The organism is Neorhizobium fuzhouense, assembly GCF_042611105.1.
Classification (GTDB): domain Bacteria; phylum Pseudomonadota; class Alphaproteobacteria; order Rhizobiales; family Rhizobiaceae; genus Neorhizobium; species Neorhizobium galegae_A.
Genome location: NZ_JBHFFP010000003.1, coordinates 1 through 17,920 on the forward strand (window position 1 = coordinate 1; position 17,920 = coordinate 17,920).

A 17,920-nucleotide genomic window follows, 5' to 3' on the forward strand; every position below is an offset into this window, starting at 1 on the left:
CCACCGTATAGGTCTTCGTCGTGCTGCCATCTTCGGCCGTCACCACCGTGGTGATCGTATTGGTGCCGACCGACAGGCTGATCGACCCCGACGCCGTGCCGGAGGTGACCGTGGTGTTGTTCACCGTCACCGTCGCATTGGCGTCCGTCACCGTCGGCGTCACGGTGATCGACGTCGTCGTGTTGGGCACCGACGCCGTGTAGCTGACCGTGTTGGCGGTGAAGCTCGGCGACAGAGTGCCCGACGACAAGGACAGCGCCGACAGCGTCGCATCCGTCGAGGCGGGTGCTGCCCGTGTCACCACCACCGTATAGGTCTTCGTCGTGCTGCCATCTTCGGCCGTCACCACCGTGGTGATCGTATTGGTGCCGACCGACAGGCTGATCGACCCCGACGCCGTGCCGGAGGTGACCGTGGTGTTGTTCACCGTCACCCTCGCATTGGCATCCGTCACCGTCGGCGTCACGGTGATCGACGTCGTCGTGTTGGGCACCGAGGCCGTGTAGCTCACCGTACTCGCGGCAAAGCTTGGCGAGAGCGTGCCGGACGACAGAGACAGCGCCGACAGCGTCGCATCTGTCGAGGCGGGTGCTGCCCGTGTCACCACCACCGTATAGGTCTTCGTCGTGCTGCCATCTTCGGCCGTCACCACCGTGGTGATCGTATTGGTGCCGACGGAAAGGCTGATCGCGCCCGACGCCGTGCCGGAGGTGACGGGAACGTTGTTCACCGTCACCGTCGCATTGGCATCCGTCACCGTCGGCGTCACGGTGATCGACGTCGTCGTGTTGGGCACCGAGGCCGTGTAGCTGACCGTGTTGGCGGTGAAGCTCGGCGACAGAGTGCCCGACGACAGAGACAGCGCCGAGAGCGTCGCATCCGTCGAGGCCGGTGCTGCCCGTGTCACCACCACCGTATAGGTCTTCGTCGTGCTGCCATCTTCGGCCGTCACCACCGTGGTGATCGTATTGGTGCCGACGGAAAGGCTGATCGACCCCGACGCCGTGCCGGAGGTGACCGTGGTGTTGTTCACCGTCACCCTCGCATTGGCATCCGTCACCGTCGGCGTCACGGTGATCGACGTCGTCGTGTTGGGCACCGAGGCCGTATAGTTCACCGTACCCGCGGCAAAGCTTGGCGACAGCGTGCCGGACGACAGAGACAGCGCCGACAGCGTCGCATCCGTCGAGGCGGGTGCTGCCGGAGAACAGGTAGCAACCATGCTTACAGAAGCGACATCCAATCCCCCCTGATAATTTATGCCGATGTCCAGTGAGAAATCGGAAATTGTTCCGTCAAAGGTATAGGATCCAGCTGCCGAAAATGGAGCGGGACCATATGAAGCGTCGTCGAAGTTAACATTCGTATAATCGCCCGCGTAATAGTTTATGTAAGTCAAACCGGAAACGTTGGAAGTCACCTGCCCGCTCACAGACCAGGAAATCTTTTCCCCCACTGTGAAACCACTGTAATCCTCGGGCACGTTGTGAAACGTACCGACCAACAAGGTGGACGTGTCCAGCGTTCGTCCCGCCCCGCCCCAGTCGGCATTGAGCTCCGTACATGCCGTCGACAGCGCAGCCGCTCTGGCAGGCATGGTCATCATGCCAGTTGCCACGAGAAGTGCGACAAGACCGGCTATCGCCATCCCCGAATTGTCCGAAAGCGCCTTCAGACAGCGACCGGCAAGCCGGAGACCACCTGAAGCGGCGCCACCAAGCAGAAGCAAAACAAAGAATAGAATCATCCCAAATCTCTGCCTACCGAGGATCCTTGAGGAATAAAATCACGACATATATTTCAGAACCCGATTCTTACATTGAATTTTCTTCGACAGAAACTCCCAGTTCAAATCCTGCGAGCAAAATCCCCCCTCTGCAACCAAGAACTTTTTGGTTGCGCGAAAAATGCAACACACTTGCAATCTGAAATAGATGCTGTCGCCATCAAGGGAACACAACCTGAAGAGGAGCAGACGGTGTAATCGCCCTTGCGGCAGCGATGGCGGTACCCGGCCGGCGCTTGCGCCGCGCGGACGCTCAGGTGCTTCAAAATTCGGGGCGGCAGCCGGGAACATCCGTTGTGGCGTTCTGCAGGCGCTATTTTTTGATGCATCCTGTTTACGATACACTTTTTAGGTGTATATTCCCGCATGGCTTTCGCTGAAGCGTTGAGCGCAGGCCCATCAGCAAAGGGAGAAGGTAATGATCAACGTGAAGACACTCAGCCAAATCATACTTCGCGGCCTTGCCGCATCCGGAACCATGGCGACCCTTGTCGCAAGCGGCGGCGTCCTTTCGATGACGACGGCATCGCCGGCGCTGGCATGTTCACCGGAGGATTATATCGGGTCGATTTGCATCATGGCCGGCGATTTTTGCCCGCGAGGCTATGTCGAAGCCAAGGGACAGACGGTCGAAGTCAACCAGAACCAGGCCTTGTTCTCCATCCTTGGCTACCGTTATGGCACACAATCCAATCCTAATATGTTCACCCTTCCCGACCTGCGCGGGCGCAGTCCCATCGGCTCCAGCCCAGGGCCTGGGCCTGGGCTTAATACTGCTGTTAACCTCGCCGCAAAGGTCGGTGCGCAGCAAATCTTTCTCAACCCCACGCAAGTTCCCGTGTCGCCGCATACGCATCCCGCGACATTCACCGGAACGGGCTCCGGAACGAAGACAGTGGACGTGCCGGCTCAGGCCGGGACGCTTGCGGTCAGCGCCAAGCTGATTGCCAAACAGACACAAGGCGTGCAGAGTGCTGTTAACGGTGCATTTCTCGGCCAAGGATCCGCCACCGGCGCAACGCAGGCACCCATCTACGTGCCAGCGGCACTGGTGGCAGGGACTGCCGAACTGGGTGGTCTTGACGTACAACTGACGGGAACACCGGGCAGCCCGAAGATCACTTTCGATGTGCCGGTCGGGATTACGGGTGGCACCGTTGCGGTTGGACCAAACTTGCTGGTTGCACCCACCACCGCCGTCAGCACCCAGTCCCCCGGCCTCGGCCTGACCATGTGCATAGTGACGGACGGCCTCTATCCGCCGCGGCCCTGACATTGATGCCCAAGCGAGAAACGCCGGCCCCTGCGTCACAGGGCCGGCGTTCTTCGTGTCGATCGATGCTGATCAGGCGGAAAGCTTCGCCATGACTTCGTCGGACACCTCGAAATTGGAATAGACCGTCTGCACGTCGTCATCGTCTTCGAGATTGTCGATGAGCTTCATCAGCGACTGGGCCTTTTCCTCGTCCACCGGCACGGTGTTCTGCGGCTTCCAGGCGGATTTCACCGTCTGGGCTTCGCCGAGCACGGCTTCGAGAGCCTTGGACACTTCACCCATGCTTTCGAAGGCGCAGATGATGGTGTGGCCGTCCTCGTCGGAGATCACGTCGTCGGCACCGGCCTCGATGGCGGCTTCCATCACCGTATCGGCATCGCCCGCGGATGCCTTGTAGACGATTTCGCCGACATGATCGAAGGAGAAGGACACCGAACCGGTTTCGCCGAGAGCGCCGCCGGCCTTGGTGAAGATGGAGCGCACGTTGGAGGCGGTGCGGTTGCGGTTGTCGGTCAGCGCTTCCACGATGATCGCCGTGCCGCCCGGGCCATAGCCCTCGTAGCGGATCGCATCATAGCTTTCGGCATCGGCGCCGGACGCCTTCTTGATGGCGCGGTCGATATTGTCCTTCGGCATGGACTGCGCCTTGGCGTTCTGGATCGCCAGACGCAGCGCGGCGTTCATGCTCGGGTCGGGCAGACCGCTCTTTGCAGCAACGGTGATTTCGCGTGCGAGCTTGGAGAACATCTTGGACCGGATGGAATCCTGACGGCCCTTGCGGTGCATGATGTTCTTGAACTGTGAATGGCCAGCCATGGCACCCCTTCATGCGTAAAATGTCCGGAATGGCGGGCTTATAGGCACGAATGCGGCTTATGTTCAAGAAAAAAGCGGGCGATCTCGTGTAGGCGGGCAAGCGCCGGCCCGGAACAAAGAGCAGCCGCTCACGTTCTTGCCCCGACCTCCACATCAGGAAAGGACCAGCAATGGCAAGTCTTACGGAAGCACGCGAACAGCCTGCACGCCAGCTCTTTGAAGAGATCGACGCAATTCATGCGGGCATGCTGGGCATCGAAGGCTCCAGCATGCACATGCAGCCGATGGCCCCGCATGCAGACCGCAAGACCAATACGGTCTGGTTTTTCACCCGCAACGATACCGATCTCGTGAAGGCGATCCGCCCCGGCACGCGCGCGCATTTCTGCGTCGTCGGCAAGAACCACGATTATCATGCCTGCCTTGCCGGCGTGATCGAGGTGCGCAAGGATACCGCAAAGATCGATGAATACTGGAGCGCGGTGACGGCTGCCTGGTACGAGCACGGCAAGGACGATCCGGCGCTGACCCTGCTTGCGCTTCACGTCGATGATGCAGAAATCTGGGCCTCGACGGACAGCAGCCTGAAATTCGGCTGGGAAATCGCCAAGGCCAACCTCAATGACGAGAAAATGCCGGATGTCGGCGTCAAGCAGCACCTGACCTTCGCCTGACGCTGCATAAGCCCTCCTGAGGCGATCGATGCGCCGCGTGTCCGAAAAAGGGATGCGCGGCGCTTTCGTTACAGCCCCGCAGGCACCACGATCCGCGGCTTGCGCGGCAGGCTGCGCAGGGACACGGTAAGTGTCGGGCTTTCCGCGTAGACGATGTCATATCGGCTGTCGAACATCGCCAGGAACCGGTCGAGCGACGGCCCGCCGCGATGCATCGGCAGGATCAGCGAGGAGCGCAGGCGCTGCACGACGCGGCTCATGCTGTCCGCCCCCATGGTCAGTCCGCCATCGGTCGGCACCATCAGCACATCGAGACGGCCGATCTCGGCATAATGGGTGTCCGTCAGCTCATGATGCAGATGGCCGAGATGCCCGATGCAGAGGCCTGCTATTTCGAAGATGAAGATCGAATTGCCGTTTTCCTCAAACCCGCCATAGCCGCGGATATCGGTCGTGACATTGCGGATATAGCTGTCGGCGACCGTCACATGATGCTCGGCCTTTTCCCCCGGCACGTCGCTCCAGCCATGAAGGACATGGGCGATGGCGGGATCGGGAGAGAGGGTGAAATGGGTCGAATGCGCCTTGTTCATCGTCACCACGTCAGGCTTTGCCTTGGGCGTGTGATAGCCGCTGAAATCCGTAGCGATCACCACCCCGTCCGGGCTTTCGATCTGATAGGTGGAATGACCGATGAAGGTGATTTTGACCTCTTCACGGCCGACGCGCGCCTGCGCCATCTCGACCGGGCTGACACTGGCAAAGGTCGCCCTTGGAACAGCTTGCGCGATGGCCTGGCACTGGCTGGCCGGCTGCGTCCGCGAGGGGGGCGACGGCGAAGGGATGACCGCCTGAGCTTTTGCCTCGCCCAGTTGGATCGTTGCAGCCAGAAGAACGAATGCGACAGTCCGCAGCATCATGCCACTCCCTTGTCCGGACCCGTTCGGAAAGGATGCGGCAGGACGCGGAGGCCGTAAAGCCGGAAGTTGCGATGACGGCTCACAATGGCGTCATTGCAGCACCTCCCGCAGGTTTGGGTAGCGCGGGCGAAAAAAGGGTCAGCGGGCTTCGCCGTCGGCGGGCGCACGCGGGTCGAGCATCAGGCTTTCCGGCGTGGCAAGCGGCGCATTGGCGGCAGGGGCCGTGGCGTAATTATCCTTTTCCGTGCGCGGCAGCGCTGCCCGCATCCGGCTGCGGAAAATGGCATGGGCGACCACGGCGATATGGGCGCAGGCGGTGACGGCAAACAGCGCGTGCGGGCCGAAATGGGTCATCACCGGGCCGCCAAGCGTCGGGCCGATGATCGTGCCGATGCCGAAGAGCAGCAGCAGACCGCCCGAGACCTTCACGAAATCCTCCGAAGAGGCAAAGTCGTTGGCATGGGCAACGGCAATCGGATAGAGCGCGTTGGCAGCCGCGCCATAGATCGCCACCAGCACGATGATGACATAGACATTCATCGGCTGAAGGACGAAGAGCAGCAGACCGGCGAGCGCCGAAAGGCCCGACAGCCCGGCCAGAACGAAGCGGCGGTCCATGCGGTCCGACAGGCGGCCCGCCGGAAACTGCATGATGGCCCCGGCAAAGATCGTGGTGCTGACCATGATGGCAATCGTGGACTGGTGCATGCCGGCCTGCGCGGCAAACACGGCCACCAGCGTGCCATAGGCGCCATTGGCAATGCCGATCATCAGAATGCCGACGAAGGAGACGGGCGAGTTTCGATAAAGCGCCGGCAGATCAAGGCTCACCCGTTTCAGCGGCTGCGGAGACGCGGCCGTCGACAGTGTGGTGGGCAGGATGGCCAGGCAGTAGAGAATGCCGCAGACCATGAACAGCAAGGGCGTCGTGACATCCGCCACGCCGACCATCAACTGCCCGCCGACCACGCCCAACAGGGTGATCGAAATATAGAGCGAGAAGATCGCGCCGCGGCTCTCATTGGTGGCGCGTTCGTTGAGCCAGCTCTCGATGATCATCGAGGTGCCGGCCGTGCAAAAGCCGGTGACGGCGCGCAGGGTCAGCCAGGCTGCGTCATGGACGAACATGCCGGTGACCAGAACATTCAGGCAGATGATCGCCCCAAAGCCGGAAAAGGCCCTGACATGGCCGATCCGGCGCACCAGTTGCGGCGCAATGAAGCAGCCGAGCACGAAGCCACCTGCCCAGGTCGTGCCGAGGAGACCCAGCACCTCGTTCGAATATCCCTCATGCGTGCCGCGCACGGGCAGCAGGAGCCCCTGCAGGCCATTGCCGAGGAACAGGAAAAGCGTACCGATGAGGAGACTGAGAACAGGCAGGATATTGCGTGGCATCGAGACGGACCGCTGGCGTTCGGTTCAGGTTCTGCCCTGCAGAAAAGCACGGCAATGGTTAAACTTGCAGTGCCAAACGCGCGTAAACGGCAAATTGCCGCACAAAACGACGGTTGACGGCTGAAGGGACAGCGAGCCGGCATCCAATCATGAAAGAACTGGTATCGAATCTCTCTCCCCGGGCCTATCTGTGGTGCAGACCAAAAATGTCCAGCCTGTGGCTGACCGAGCATAAGCTTTGAGAAAATCATGACGAAACTGATCGGCCTCCTGCTTCTGCTCGCCATGATCGTCCACCTCATCAAGCCGCTTGGCCTGCCGTTCCTGAAACGCCGGAGCGATTTCTGGAAGATCGCCATTCTCGCCTTCGTTCTGTGGGCGGCAGCGCTTCTCCTGCGCGATTTCACCTGAGCCCAATGACCCTGCCTGCAAAGGCGTCGGATTTTTTGCGCCCCAGCGGCCTTGAAATCTCTACCGGATGGATAGAGATTGGCCGCTTGGCAAAGGAACCGCCCGGTTCTCGTAACCGGCGGACAAACTGGAGCGCGCATGAAGTATGATGTCGCCGTCGTCGGGGCCGGATTTTCGGCCATCGCAGTCACCATCAACCTGATGCGGCAGCTGCCGGCATCCGCCCGCATTGCCGTGGTCGGAGACGATCCGGGGTTTGGACGCGGCACGGCCTATCGCAGCGAGTTCCACCTGCACCGCCTCAACGTGCCGGCCGCACGCATGTCGATCGACCCGGAAGCGCCCGATGATTTTCTGACCTGGCTTCACGACCACGACCGCGCGATCGGGGGACATGATTTTGCCCCGCGCAGCGATTTCGGGCTTTACCTGCGCGATCGGCTGGCCGCACTTTTGCGCGAACGCGACAGCCGCGCCAAGGTGGATTTCATCAAGGCAAAGGCGGTGGGCTGTCTGGATATCGGCCCTGAAACCACGCTGATCCGGCTCGACAATGGCGACGGGCTGGCGGTGAAGGCGACGGTCCTGTGCCTTGGCGTCGGGGCCGCCCCCTTGCCGCTGCCCGGTGATGCGATTGCGCCATCAACGCGGGCCGCCATCGTGGAAAATCCCTGGCGGCTGAGCTGGCTGTCGAAGGTCGGGCGCCATGACCGCGTCTGCATGCTGGGCTCTGGCCTCACCATGGTGGACCAGGTTCTGGCGCTTCGGGCGACCGGTCATCGCGGCCAGATCCATGTGCTGTCACGGCGCGGGCTTCTGCCGCATGCCCACGAGGTCCATCATGCGGCCGCCGTGCCGCCGGACCTTCCGCACGGCGACCGGCGGCTCAGTGCGCTGCTTGCCCATCTGCGCCGGAAGGTGCGCGAGGGAGCCCCCTGGCGGGCGGTGATGGACGGGCTGCGGCCCCACACGCAGCGCCTCTGGCAGGAGCTGGACGAGGCACAGAAGGCGCGCTTCCTGCGCCATGGGCTTGCCTGGTGGACCGTCCACCGGCACCGGCTGGCGCCCGATGTCGGCGAAAGCCTGAAGGAACTCGTGGCGCAGCAGAAAATCTGCGTACATGCGGGCTACCTGAACCGCATCGAGGCCACCGATCCGGGCGTCACGCTCTCCTATCGCAAGCGGGCAACCAGCACGATCGAACGGCTGACGGTGGACTGGGTGGTCAACTGCACGGGCATGGAACGGGCCGGCATTCGCCATTCACCGCTGCTCCAGGCCATGGCCGGGCGTGGCCAGCTGCAGGGCGACCCGCTGGGCCTCGGCATCGTCGTCAACGGCCAGTCGCAGCTCATCGCCAGGAACGGCGAGACGCATCGCCACATCTATGTGGTGGGCGCGCTGACGGCCGGCCGATTCTGGGAAATCACCGCCGTGCCGGATATTCGCGTGCAGGCGCATGCCGTTGCCCGCGATATATGCGGGGCGCTGGAGATGGCGCCGGCATAATCTCACCGCAGATGCACGTCAAAGGCGGATGTGTCCTTCCATGACGCTGACGCAGCGCCCGCCGATGCGCACCTCCTGAACAGCGCCAGCCAGCTTGTCGACCGTGACCGCAATCAGGCTGCGGCGTCCCATCTCGACGCCCTGTTCGATGGTGATGTGAAACGGACCGTCCGGCGCACTGTCGAGGTGCGCGAGAAAGGCCGAGAGGGCGCCGGACGCGCTGCCGGTGGCCGGGTCCTCAAGCACATTGTCGAGCGGGGCAAACATGCGGGCGCGCAGATGCCAGGGATCGGCGCTGTCGCGCACATAGAGAAACAGCGAAAAATCATGCGGTGACGGTCCGTGGCTTGCGGCCGCATCGCCAAAGGCCGCAAGGTTCGGACGGGCACGGGCAAGGCTTGCCAGATCGGTCAATTCGGCCACGACAAACGGGAGGCCGACCGAGACGGCGCGTGGCGGGTGCCTGTCAACCCGCACAGCTCCATCCGGCAGACTAGCGCAGGACAGAATGATCTCTGGCGGAACCATCTCACCGACAGTCAGCGGCTGCGGCGCACGGATGGTGGCGCCCACCACGGCGGCCTCCTCGCGCTGGAGCACCACCTCGACCAGGCCCGCCTTCTCCTCGAACCGCAGCACATCGCCGATGGCGCGGCCGAACAGGTGGCTCTCCTGCCCGAGAACGAAGGCCGTGCCGACATTCGGATGGCCGGCAAAGGGAATTTCGGCGGTGGGGGTGAAGATGCGCACCCGCGCATCATGAGCCGGATCCTGCGGCGGCAGCACGAAGGTGATTTCCGAATAGCCGAACTCGGCGGCGATCTTCTGCATGGCGTCGTCGCTGATGCCGCGCGCATCGGGAAACACCGCCAGCGGATTGCCGCTGAACCGCTCCTGCGTGAAAACGTCAACGGTCACGAACGCTGCCTTGCCCATACCTGCCTCTCCGGTTTCTTTTTGGAAAGGCATGGCTAGCGCAGGCGCTCCTGCGCCACCAGCCAAAGCTTTTGACGAAAGCCATCAGAAAATGTGAAGGGCCGCCCCCTTTTTAGAGGGCGACCCTTCTCCTCCTCCAGAAAGGCGGGAACTTATACCTTGTTGACGCTTGCGCCGTAGATCTGGTCGATGGTTGCGCCGAGGCTCGTATTGAACTCCTCGTCGCTCATCGACACGCGCAGCCCCTCGGTCAAGCCGCGTGAAAAGCTGGCGATCATGCCGTGATTGTGCGTGAGCTTCTCGCAGGCATCTGCCGTGCTGTAGCCGCCCGACAGGGCAACGAGGCGCACGACCGCCGGGTGGGCGACGAGCGGCGCATAGAAATCGGCAACAGTCGGAATCGTCAGCTTCAGCATGACGGTGACGCCTGCCGGCAGCTTGTCGAGTTCCGCGATAATCTCGTCGCGCAGGATGGCTTCGGCCTCCGCCTTGGTCGGGCTCTTGATCAAGACTTCCGGCTCGATGATCGGCATCAGGCCCTGCGCGATGATCTGGCGGGCCACCTCGAACTGCTGCTTCACGACGGCTGCGATGCCTGTCTTGTCGGCATGGGCGATGACCGAGCGCATCTTGGTGCCGAAAATCCCCTTTTCGCGGCCGCGAATGAGGAGAGCGTCGAGATCCGGCATCGGCTTCATCGTCTGAACGCCGTTTTCTTCCGCGTTGAGGCCCTTGTCGACCTTGAGGAAGGGCACGACACCCCGCTTTTGCCAGAGATAGGTCGGCACTGGCTCGCCATCGACATCGCCGTCCATCGTGCGCTCGAACAGGATGGCGCCGATGACCTTGTCACTCGAAAAGGCCGGCGCCGTCATGATGCGCACGCGCATGGCGTGCATCAGGCGGAACATGTCTTCTTCGCTGGAATAGTCCGTCTCGGACACGCCGTAGAGACGCAAGGCTCCGGGTGTTGAACCACCGCTCTGATCCAGCGCCGCAATAAATCCGGGCGCGGACGTCATCCTGTCCAACATCTTGGCGTACCCCATGCTTACACTCCTGTCCCTTAAGTCGGTGCACAACGCGTTCGTATTTCTCAATACCATTCGCGGATAACAGAAGTTTTTTTTGAGGGAAATCCTACGCTTAAGGCTTGAAACGATTGAAATTATTTCAATCGTTTAAAATATCTAAATTAATTTAAAGTTGTTCGCATCGACAGGCGGCGGACTTGGAAAAGCCGCCGCCTGCGCTAAAGCGTCGCGCCTTAAGCGCCCTTCTGCAGAACGGCAACGCCCGGCAGTTCCTTGCCTTCCATCCATTCGAGGAAGGCGCCGCCCGCCGTCGAGACATAGGAGAAATCATCGGCAACGCCGGCATGGTTGAGCGCCGAAACGGTGTCGCCGCCACCGGCCACGGACACCAGCTTGCCGGCTTTCGTCTCGGCCGCGGCAAGCTTTGCGGCGGCAACGGTTGCAGCGTCGAAGGGCTCGATTTCAAAGGCGCCGAGGGGGCCGTTCCAGACGAGCGTCTGCGCCTTCTCGATCCAGCCGCCGATCACCTCGATGGATTTCGGACCGACGTCCAGCACCATGGCATCGGCCGGGATGGCCTCGATATCAACCACCTCATTGGCGGCACCGGCCTTGAATTCGCGGGCGACGACGCCGTCGACCGGCAGCACGATGGCGCACTTGGCCTCTGCCGCCTCGATCATGATCTTCTTGGCAAGGTCCGCCAGATCATGCTCGCAGAGCGACTTGCCGACATTCGTGCCGCGGGCGGCGATGAAGGTGTTGGCCATGCCGCCGCCGATGACCAGCGCATCGACGCGCTTTACGAGGTTCATCAGGAGATCGATCTTGGTCGATACCTTGGCGCCACCGACGATGGCCACCACCGGACGCGCCGGATTGCCGAGCCCCTTTTCCAGCGCTTCCAGTTCCTGCTGCATGGTGCGCCCGGCATAGGCCGGCAGAAGATGGGCGAGACCTTCCGTCGAGGAATGCGCCCGGTGGGCAGCGGAAAAGGCGTCGTTGATGTAGATGTCGCCGTTTTCTGCGAGCGCCTTCGTGAAGGCCGGATCGTTCTTTTCCTCGCCGGCGTGAAAGCGGGTGTTTTCCAGAAGCAGGATATCGCCATCGGCCATGCCGGCCACGGCGTCGGCGGCGGCCGGTCCGATGCAGTCGGCGGCAAAGAGCACGGCATGGTCAAGCACGGCCTCGACGGCCGGCGCAATCAGCTTCAGCGACATGTCGGCGACGGCTGCGCCCTTCGGGCGACCGAAATGGGCCAGCAGGATGACCTTGGCGCCCTTGCGCGACAGTTCCAGAATGGTCGGCGCCACGCGCTCGATGCGCGTCACGTCGCTGACCTTGCCATCGGAGACGGGCACGTTGAGATCGACACGCACGAGAATGCGCTTGCCGGCAATATCGGTAAGGTCGTCGAGGGTCTTGAAGGCCGCCATGGTCTGCATCCAATCTTGAAGGGTTGTCATTTCGATGCGGACCATACCCCACCTGACCGGCGACGCAAGCCGGGACAGGGGGCGATCAGGGCTGATTTTCACCCGGTCCTGCCGGCGGCGGCAGATCCGTTTCCGGTGTCGCCGGGGCCATCGCCAAGGCAGGCGCAACGGTTGCGGCCGGCGTCGGCTTTCCCCGGTAGCGGCGCAAGGTGTCGCGCACCCGGTGGGCGATTTCGCGCATGTTGATGAAGATCGGCAGCGAGATGGCCGGCTCCACCGGTTCAAGCGAAATGCCGACCGAACGAATATGATCGCTCTCGTCGAGATCCCGGACGATCAGGATGATCGAGCCGAGGCGCACGCGGTCGGCATATTCCGCATTGCCGCCGAGACGATAGGTCATGAGATCGCCGATGGTCATGGCCTGTTCGGCAACGGTGAGGAGCCCCGGACCATAGGCGGCATCAAGCTCACGCGAGGGCCGGCTTGCGGAAATCGCAAAGGCGCCGAAGAAATCCGCATCATCTTCATCGACAGGCGCGCGGCTGGCAAACAGCCGGTCAAGCAGGCGCGAATAGCCGGGAGCGATGAAGAGATAGACGTAATCGTTTTCCCTGAGTCTGCCGGCATACTGGTAGCGCATGCTGCGGCCGTCGCGCACCACGAGAGACGGCGTTGCCCAGCGCGGAATGCGCTCGCCGCGCAGAACCGGACTGTCCTTGATGACGCGGTAGGAAATCAGCTCGTGGGTGGCGCGGCCCGGCAGATCGAGCTCCACCTTGTCCACCTCGCCGAGCCGCGGCGGGATGATGAGGCCGAGCCGTTCGGCCACCGGTTTGATCGTCCAGCCCTGAACCAGAAGCGAGACCAGCACGATGATGAAGGCGGTGTTGAAATAGACATGGCCCGCATCGATGCCGCCGAGGATCGGCATGATGCCGAGCAGGATGGAGACGGCGCCGCGAAGGCCAACCCAGGCGACAAAACCAATCTCCTGCTGGGTAAAATCGAACGGCAGCAGGCTGAGCCACACGGCAATCGGACGGGCGACGAAGATGAGGAAGAGCGCAAGGCCGATCGCCGGCAGGAGGATCGCCGGAAACTGCGAGGGCGTTGCGAGCAGGCCGAGCAGCAGGAACATGATGATCTGCGCAAGCCAGGTCAGCCCGTCCTGGAAACGGGTGATCGCCTCCTTGGCAAAGATCTTGCGGTTTCCGGCAAAGATGCCCGCGACATAGACGGCGAGGAAGCCGCTGCCGCCGACGGCGCCGGTGAAGGAGAAGACCAGAAGCGACAGCGCCAGGACGAAGATGGGAGCCAGCCCCCGATCGACCGGCAGGCGGTTCAGCACCGCGACGATCATGATGCCGCCGAGAAGACCGAGCGCGCCACCGAGCCCCATCTGCTTGACGAACATGGTCAGCAGATCGAGGTTGAAGCCGGAGGCGCCGTGGCCGCTGCTGATGAGTTCCACCAGCGCGATCGTCAGAAACACCGCCATCGGGTCGTTTGTGCCCGATTCCACCTCGAGCGAGGAGCGCACCTTGTCGCGGATATGAATGCCGCCGATGCGCAGAAGGAAGAACACGGCCGCGGCATCCGTGGAGGCAACGATGGAGCCGAGCAGCAGGCCTTCCAGCCAGCTCATTCCCAGAAACAGCGAGGCGGCAAAGGCGAAGATGGACGCCGTCAGCACCACCCCGAGCGAGGCCATGGTGATGGCGGGAACGGCTGCAATGCGAAAGGCATGCAGCGAGGTGCCGAAGCCGCTATCGAACAGGATGACGGCCAGCGCCAGCGACCCCATCATATAGGCTACGGGGTAATTGCTGAACTCGATGCCGATGCCATCGACACCGGCGACAAGCCCGATCAGCAGGAAGACAAGCAGCAGCGGAGCGCCGAACCGGAAGGCAAGAAGGCTGGAAAAGGCGGCCGCCAGCACCAGAACCGTTGCCACCAGCAGGATGATATAAAAGGCCTCCAAGGCTAAAGTCCCCTTTCCGCTCCGTCTTTTGCCGCGCCTTCCGCCTCAACGCTTGTCTTCGGTCGCAATAATCCCGTGCACGGCTTTTGCGTCTTCGCGCCGCGTCACCGCCCCAAAGGAAAGGGGCGAAGGTAAAAAGGAATGCTGGTCCGACTTGCGCCGTAAGGAATCAGGCAATGGCCAATTAGGCATCAGCAAATCCGGCAAGAGAAGGGCGAAGCGCCAAAAAGCTCGGGCTCTGCCGGGTTTTCTTGCCACCATGGGATGTGAGCGCAACCGCCTGCCGGAACGCGGGAGCCCCTCCCCCGCTCGCGACAGTTCTTCAGACGCAAAAGGGCGGCCGAACCGGTCGGCCGCCCCCTCGTTCATCCGTCGGATGACGATCAGATGGTCTTGGCGAGCGCCACGGCCGTGTCCGACATGCGGTTGGAGAAGCCCCACTCGTTGTCGTACCAGGTCAGGATGCGCACGAAGTTGCCTTCGAGAACCTTCGTCTGGTCGAGCGCGAAGATCGAGGAATGGCTGTCGTGGTTGAAGTCGCGCGAAACCAGCGGCTCGTCGGTATAGCCGAGGATGCCCTTCAGCGCGCCGTTGGAGGCAGCGATGATGGCATCGTTGACTTCCTGAACGGTGGTCGTCTTCTTGGCAACGAACTTGAAGTCGACGACCGAGACGTTCGGGGTCGGCACGCGGATCGAGGTGCCGTCGAGCTTGCCCTTGAGGTGGGGCAGAACGAGGCCAACGGCCTTGGCAGCGCCGGTCGAGGTCGGGATCATCGAGAGCGCTGCCGCGCGGGCGCGGTAGAGATCCTTGTGCATGGTGTCGAGCGTCGGCTGGTCACCCGTGTAGGAGTGGATCGTCGTCATGAAGCCATGATCGATGCCCAGCGCGTCATCCAGCACCTTGACCACCGGCACGAGGCAGTTCGTCGTGCAGGAGGCGTTGGAGATGACCAGGTGTTCGCTGGTCAGCTTGTCGTGGTTGACGCCAAAGACGACCGTCAGGTCCGCGCCATCGGCCGGAGCCGAGACGATGACGCGCTTGGCGCCGGCCGTCAGATGCGCGGCAGCCTTTTCGCGCGAGGTAAAGATGCCGGTGCATTCCATGGCGATGTCGACGCCCAGTTCACCATGCGGCAGTTCCGCCGGATTGCGCACGGCCGTCACCTTGATCGGCTTGCCGCCGCCCACGATGATCGTGTCGCCCGACACTTCGACCGAAGCCGGGAACTTGCCGTGGATCGAGTCGTAGCGCAGCAGATGCGCATTCGTTTCGACCGGGCCGAGGTCGTTGATGGCAACCACTTCGATATCCGTACGACCGGATTCGACGATGGCGCGCAGGACGTTGCGGCCGATGCGACCGAAACCATTGATGGCAACCTTGACAGTCATATGCATTCACTCCCTCGAAAATGGGCTTTTATCGAAACTGCGAGGCGCCGGCGGCGCCTCGCCAGATGGATGCGGCAGCCGCGCCGTTACCTGGACTTTAAAGCGCAGGCGGCGCTGCTGCCTGGACCTAGATCAACTCAAAGCTTGGCTTCGGCAGCCGCCACCACGGCTTCGACCGTGATGCCGAAATGCTTGTACAGCTCCTTGGCCGGACCCGAGGCCCCGAAGGACTTCATGCCGATAAAGGCGCCATCATGGCCGATGAAGGCATCCCAGCCCTCGCGCACGGCCGCTTCCACGGCGATCTTCACCGGCGAGTGGCCGATGATCGCGCGGCGGTAGTCCTCGCTCTGTTCGAAGAACAATTCGACGCAGGGCACGGAGACGACGCGGGTTGCAACGCCCTTCGCCTCAAGCGCCTGGGCGGCCTTCACCGCAAGTTCGACTTCCGAACCGGACGCGAAGATCGAGACCTTGGCATCGCTCGACGAGACCAGTTCATAGGCACCGTTGGCGCAGAGGTTCTTTTCCTCGTACTCGGTGCGCACCGGCATCAGGTTCTGGCGGGTGAGCGCCAGGCCCGAGGGGCGATGCTTCTGGTTGAGCGCAATCTGCCAGCACTCGGCCGTTTCGGTCTCATCGGCCGGGCGGAAGAGAAGAAGGTTCGGGATGGCACGCAGTGCGGCGAGATGCTCGACCGGCTGGTGCGTCGGTCCGTCTTCGCCAACGCCGATGGAATCGTGCGTCCACACATGCACGACGCGAATGCCCATGAGAGCGGCAAGACGCACCGAGGGGCGGCAGTAGTCGGAGAAGATCAGGAAGCCGCCGGAATAGGGAATGAGGCCGCCATGCAGCGCAATCCCGTTGATGGCAGCCGCCGTCGCATGCTCGCGAATACCCCAGTGCATGTAACGTCCCGAAAAGTCGTTCGGGCTGATCGACGTCATCTGGCTGGTCTTGGTATTATTGGACGGCGTCAGGTCCGCCGAGCCACCCAAGGTTTCCGGCAGCAGGCCGTTGATCACTTCCAGCACATCTTCCGAGGCCTTGCGGGTGGCAACCGTCGGATTGTTGGCGGCCACCTTCTTCTTGAAGGCATCAATGGCGCTGTCGAAGCCGCCCGGCAGGTCGCCGGCAAAACGGCGCACGAACTCGGCGCGCTTTTCAGAGGCCGTGGCCGCCAGACGCTCTTCCCATTCCTTGCGCGCCTTGGTGGAGCGCAGGCCGGCCAGACGCCAGGCATCCAGCACGTCGGCCGGAATCGCAAAGGCTTCCGATTCCCAGTTCAGCGACTTGCGGGCCGCAGCGATTTCTTCCGCACCGAGCGGGTTGCCGTGAACCTTGTGTGTGCCCTGCTTGTTGGGCGCGCCGAAACCGATGATGGTCTTGGCCGCAATGAAAGTCGGGCGATCGGACTTTTGCGCAGCCTCGATGGCGGCGGCAATCTCGTCCGGGTTATGACCGTCAACTTCGATCGTGTTCCAGTGCACGGCCTTGAAGCGTGCGATCTGGTCGGTCGAATCCGACAGCGACACGGCACCGTCGATGGTGATCGAATTGTTGTCCCAGAAGACCACGAGCTTGTTCAGCTTCAGGTGGCCGGCAATCGCGATGGCTTCCTGGCTGATGCCTTCCATCAGGCACCCGTCACCGACCAGAACATAGGTATGGTGGTTCTGCAGATCGCTGCCGAACTCCGTCGAGAGCTTCTTTTCGGCAATGGCCATGCCGACGGCATTGGCAATACCCTGGCCGAGCGGGCCGGTGGTGGTTTCGATGCCGGAGACGTGGCCGTATTCCGGGTGGCCGGCGGTCTTGGACCCCAGCTGGCGGAACTGCTTGATGTCTTCGATCGTCATGTCCTCGTATCCGGTCAGATAGAGGAGCGAATAGATCAGCATCGAGCCGTGGCCGGCAGACAGCACGAAGCGGTCGCGATCAGGCCAGAGCGGGTTCTTCGGATCGAACTTCAGGTAGCGGCTGAACAGAACGGTTGCGACGTCGGCCGCCCCCATCGGCAAGCCTGGATGGCCGGAATTGGCCTTCTCGACAGCATCCATGGCAAGGAAACGGATCGCGTTCGCCATCCGGTTATGTTTTTCTGGAGAGGTCATGGCTAGCCCGCTGGTTCGCAGTGTCAATCGCGGTCCTGTTGAAGGACCAAATGAGGCGCGGTCGATCCTTATCAGGTGCGACGGCCAAGTCAACAAACGGCATGTTCCCCGATCCGTTCCCGCGACATATGGCGCCTCTGCCGGATCACGGGCCAAACGTCGCGCCCGATTGCACGCCCACGCCGAAAAAACAGTGCAAAACAACGCGATCCACAGCTAAGCGATGCCG

14 protein-coding genes are annotated in these 17,920 nt (G+C 62.2%); 4 read left to right on the plus strand and 10 right to left on the minus strand.

Annotated elements, in window-relative coordinates:
* On the minus strand, window positions 1-1,222 hold a 1,222-nt coding region (locus tag ACEXP3_RS06920), incomplete at its 3' end, for a cadherin-like beta sandwich domain-containing protein (RefSeq protein ID WP_377296607.1).
* 982 nt (window positions 1,223-2,204) lie between these two features.
* Here ACEXP3_RS06920 and ACEXP3_RS06925 point away from each other — a divergent pair.
* Window positions 2,205-3,059: a phage tail protein gene (locus tag ACEXP3_RS06925; RefSeq protein ID WP_377296608.1), complete on the plus strand. Its 855-nt coding sequence runs from the start codon at window positions 2,205-2,207 to the stop codon at window positions 3,057-3,059.
* Between the two features lie 72 nt (window positions 3,060-3,131).
* On the opposite strand, the gene ACEXP3_RS06930 is transcribed toward ACEXP3_RS06925, so the two are convergent.
* A complete protein-coding gene (locus ACEXP3_RS06930) occupies window positions 3,132-3,878 on the minus strand; it encodes a YebC/PmpR family DNA-binding transcriptional regulator (protein ID WP_210105632.1) in 747 nt (248 codons plus the stop codon).
* A gap of 170 nt (window positions 3,879-4,048) precedes the next feature.
* On the opposite strand from ACEXP3_RS06930, the gene ACEXP3_RS06935 reads away from it, so the two are divergent.
* The gene (locus tag ACEXP3_RS06935; RefSeq protein ID WP_210105631.1) at window positions 4,049-4,552 is read left to right on the plus strand and encodes a pyridoxamine 5'-phosphate oxidase family protein; all 504 of its coding nucleotides are present in this window, start codon (window positions 4,049-4,051) and stop codon (window positions 4,550-4,552) included.
* 68 nt (window positions 4,553-4,620) lie between these two features.
* On the opposite strand, the gene ACEXP3_RS06940 is transcribed toward ACEXP3_RS06935, so the two are convergent.
* Both ACEXP3_RS06940 and ACEXP3_RS06945 read right to left on the minus strand, forming a co-directional pair.
* Window positions 4,621-5,472, minus strand: coding sequence for an MBL fold metallo-hydrolase (locus ACEXP3_RS06940; protein WP_377296609.1), 852 nt, complete (start codon window positions 5,470-5,472; stop codon window positions 4,621-4,623).
* 138 nt (window positions 5,473-5,610) lie between these two features.
* Complete coding sequence (locus tag ACEXP3_RS06945) at window positions 5,611-6,867, minus strand: MFS transporter (RefSeq protein ID WP_377296610.1); 1,257 nt, start codon at window positions 6,865-6,867, stop codon at window positions 5,611-5,613.
* 249 nt (window positions 6,868-7,116) lie between these two features.
* Between ACEXP3_RS06945 and ACEXP3_RS06950 the strand changes: the two genes are divergently transcribed.
* Together ACEXP3_RS06950 and ACEXP3_RS06955 are read left to right on the plus strand one after the other, a co-directional pair.
* Window positions 7,117-7,278 carry a hypothetical protein gene (locus ACEXP3_RS06950; protein WP_210105628.1) on the plus strand — a complete coding sequence of 54 codons (162 nt, stop codon included), beginning with the start codon at window positions 7,117-7,119 and terminating at the stop codon, window positions 7,276-7,278.
* Between the two features lie 138 nt (window positions 7,279-7,416).
* A complete protein-coding gene (locus ACEXP3_RS06955; protein ID WP_210105627.1) occupies window positions 7,417-8,787 on the plus strand; it encodes an FAD/NAD(P)-binding protein in 1,371 nt (456 codons plus the stop codon).
* An 18-nt stretch (window positions 8,788-8,805) separates the two neighbouring features.
* Here the strand turns inward: ACEXP3_RS06955 and ACEXP3_RS06960 are convergent, their stop codons facing one another.
* The 6 genes from ACEXP3_RS06960 to tkt all read right to left on the minus strand — a co-directional run bounded on the left by ACEXP3_RS06960 (window position 8,806) and on the right by tkt (window position 17,691).
* On the minus strand, window positions 8,806-9,723 hold the full coding sequence (locus tag ACEXP3_RS06960) for a PhzF family phenazine biosynthesis protein (protein WP_377296611.1): 918 nt from the start codon (window positions 9,721-9,723) through the stop codon (window positions 8,806-8,808).
* A 152-nt stretch (window positions 9,724-9,875) separates the two neighbouring features.
* The gene (locus ACEXP3_RS06965; protein ID WP_377296613.1) at window positions 9,876-10,772 is read right to left on the minus strand and encodes a fructose bisphosphate aldolase; all 897 of its coding nucleotides are present in this window, start codon (window positions 10,770-10,772) and stop codon (window positions 9,876-9,878) included.
* A 218-nt stretch (window positions 10,773-10,990) separates the two neighbouring features.
* Window positions 10,991-12,193: a phosphoglycerate kinase gene (locus tag ACEXP3_RS06970; protein ID WP_377296614.1), complete on the minus strand. Its 1,203-nt coding sequence runs from the start codon at window positions 12,191-12,193 to the stop codon at window positions 10,991-10,993.
* An 85-nt stretch (window positions 12,194-12,278) separates the two neighbouring features.
* The gene (locus ACEXP3_RS06975) at window positions 12,279-14,180 is read right to left on the minus strand and encodes a potassium/proton antiporter (RefSeq protein WP_210105623.1); all 1,902 of its coding nucleotides are present in this window, start codon (window positions 14,178-14,180) and stop codon (window positions 12,279-12,281) included.
* Window positions 14,181-14,563: 383 nt separating this feature from the next.
* The gene (gene gap / locus ACEXP3_RS06980; RefSeq protein ID WP_377296615.1) at window positions 14,564-15,574 is read right to left on the minus strand and encodes a type I glyceraldehyde-3-phosphate dehydrogenase; all 1,011 of its coding nucleotides are present in this window, start codon (window positions 15,572-15,574) and stop codon (window positions 14,564-14,566) included.
* Window positions 15,575-15,711: 137 nt separating this feature from the next.
* Complete coding sequence (tkt, locus tag ACEXP3_RS06985) at window positions 15,712-17,691, minus strand: transketolase (RefSeq protein WP_377296616.1); 1,980 nt, start codon at window positions 17,689-17,691, stop codon at window positions 15,712-15,714.
* Window positions 17,692-17,920: the final 229 nt, after the last annotated feature.

Coding starts and splice junctions, on each gene's coding strand:
- ACEXP3_RS06925 (WP_377296608.1), top strand. CDS start 2,205: ATGATCAACGTGAAGACACTCAGCCAAATCATACTTCGCGGCCTTGCC.
- ACEXP3_RS06930 (WP_210105632.1), bottom strand. CDS start 3,878: ATGGCTGGCCATTCACAGTTCAAGAACATCATGCACCGCAAGGGCCGT.
- ACEXP3_RS06935 (WP_210105631.1), top strand. CDS start 4,049: ATGGCAAGTCTTACGGAAGCACGCGAACAGCCTGCACGCCAGCTCTTT.
- ACEXP3_RS06940 (WP_377296609.1), bottom strand. CDS start 5,472: ATGATGCTGCGGACTGTCGCATTCGTTCTTCTGGCTGCAACGATCCAA.
- ACEXP3_RS06945 (WP_377296610.1), bottom strand. CDS start 6,867: ATGCCACGCAATATCCTGCCTGTTCTCAGTCTCCTCATCGGTACGCTT.
- ACEXP3_RS06950 (WP_210105628.1), top strand. CDS start 7,117: ATGACGAAACTGATCGGCCTCCTGCTTCTGCTCGCCATGATCGTCCAC.
- ACEXP3_RS06955 (WP_210105627.1), top strand. CDS start 7,417: ATGAAGTATGATGTCGCCGTCGTCGGGGCCGGATTTTCGGCCATCGCA.
- ACEXP3_RS06960 (WP_377296611.1), bottom strand. CDS start 9,723: ATGGGCAAGGCAGCGTTCGTGACCGTTGACGTTTTCACGCAGGAGCGG.
- ACEXP3_RS06965 (WP_377296613.1), bottom strand. CDS start 10,772: ATGGGGTACGCCAAGATGTTGGACAGGATGACGTCCGCGCCCGGATTT.
- ACEXP3_RS06970 (WP_377296614.1), bottom strand. CDS start 12,193: ATGGCGGCCTTCAAGACCCTCGACGACCTTACCGATATTGCCGGCAAG.
- gap (WP_377296615.1), bottom strand. CDS start 15,574: ATGACTGTCAAGGTTGCCATCAATGGTTTCGGTCGCATCGGCCGCAAC.
- tkt (WP_377296616.1), bottom strand. CDS start 17,691: ATGACCTCTCCAGAAAAACATAACCGGATGGCGAACGCGATCCGTTTC.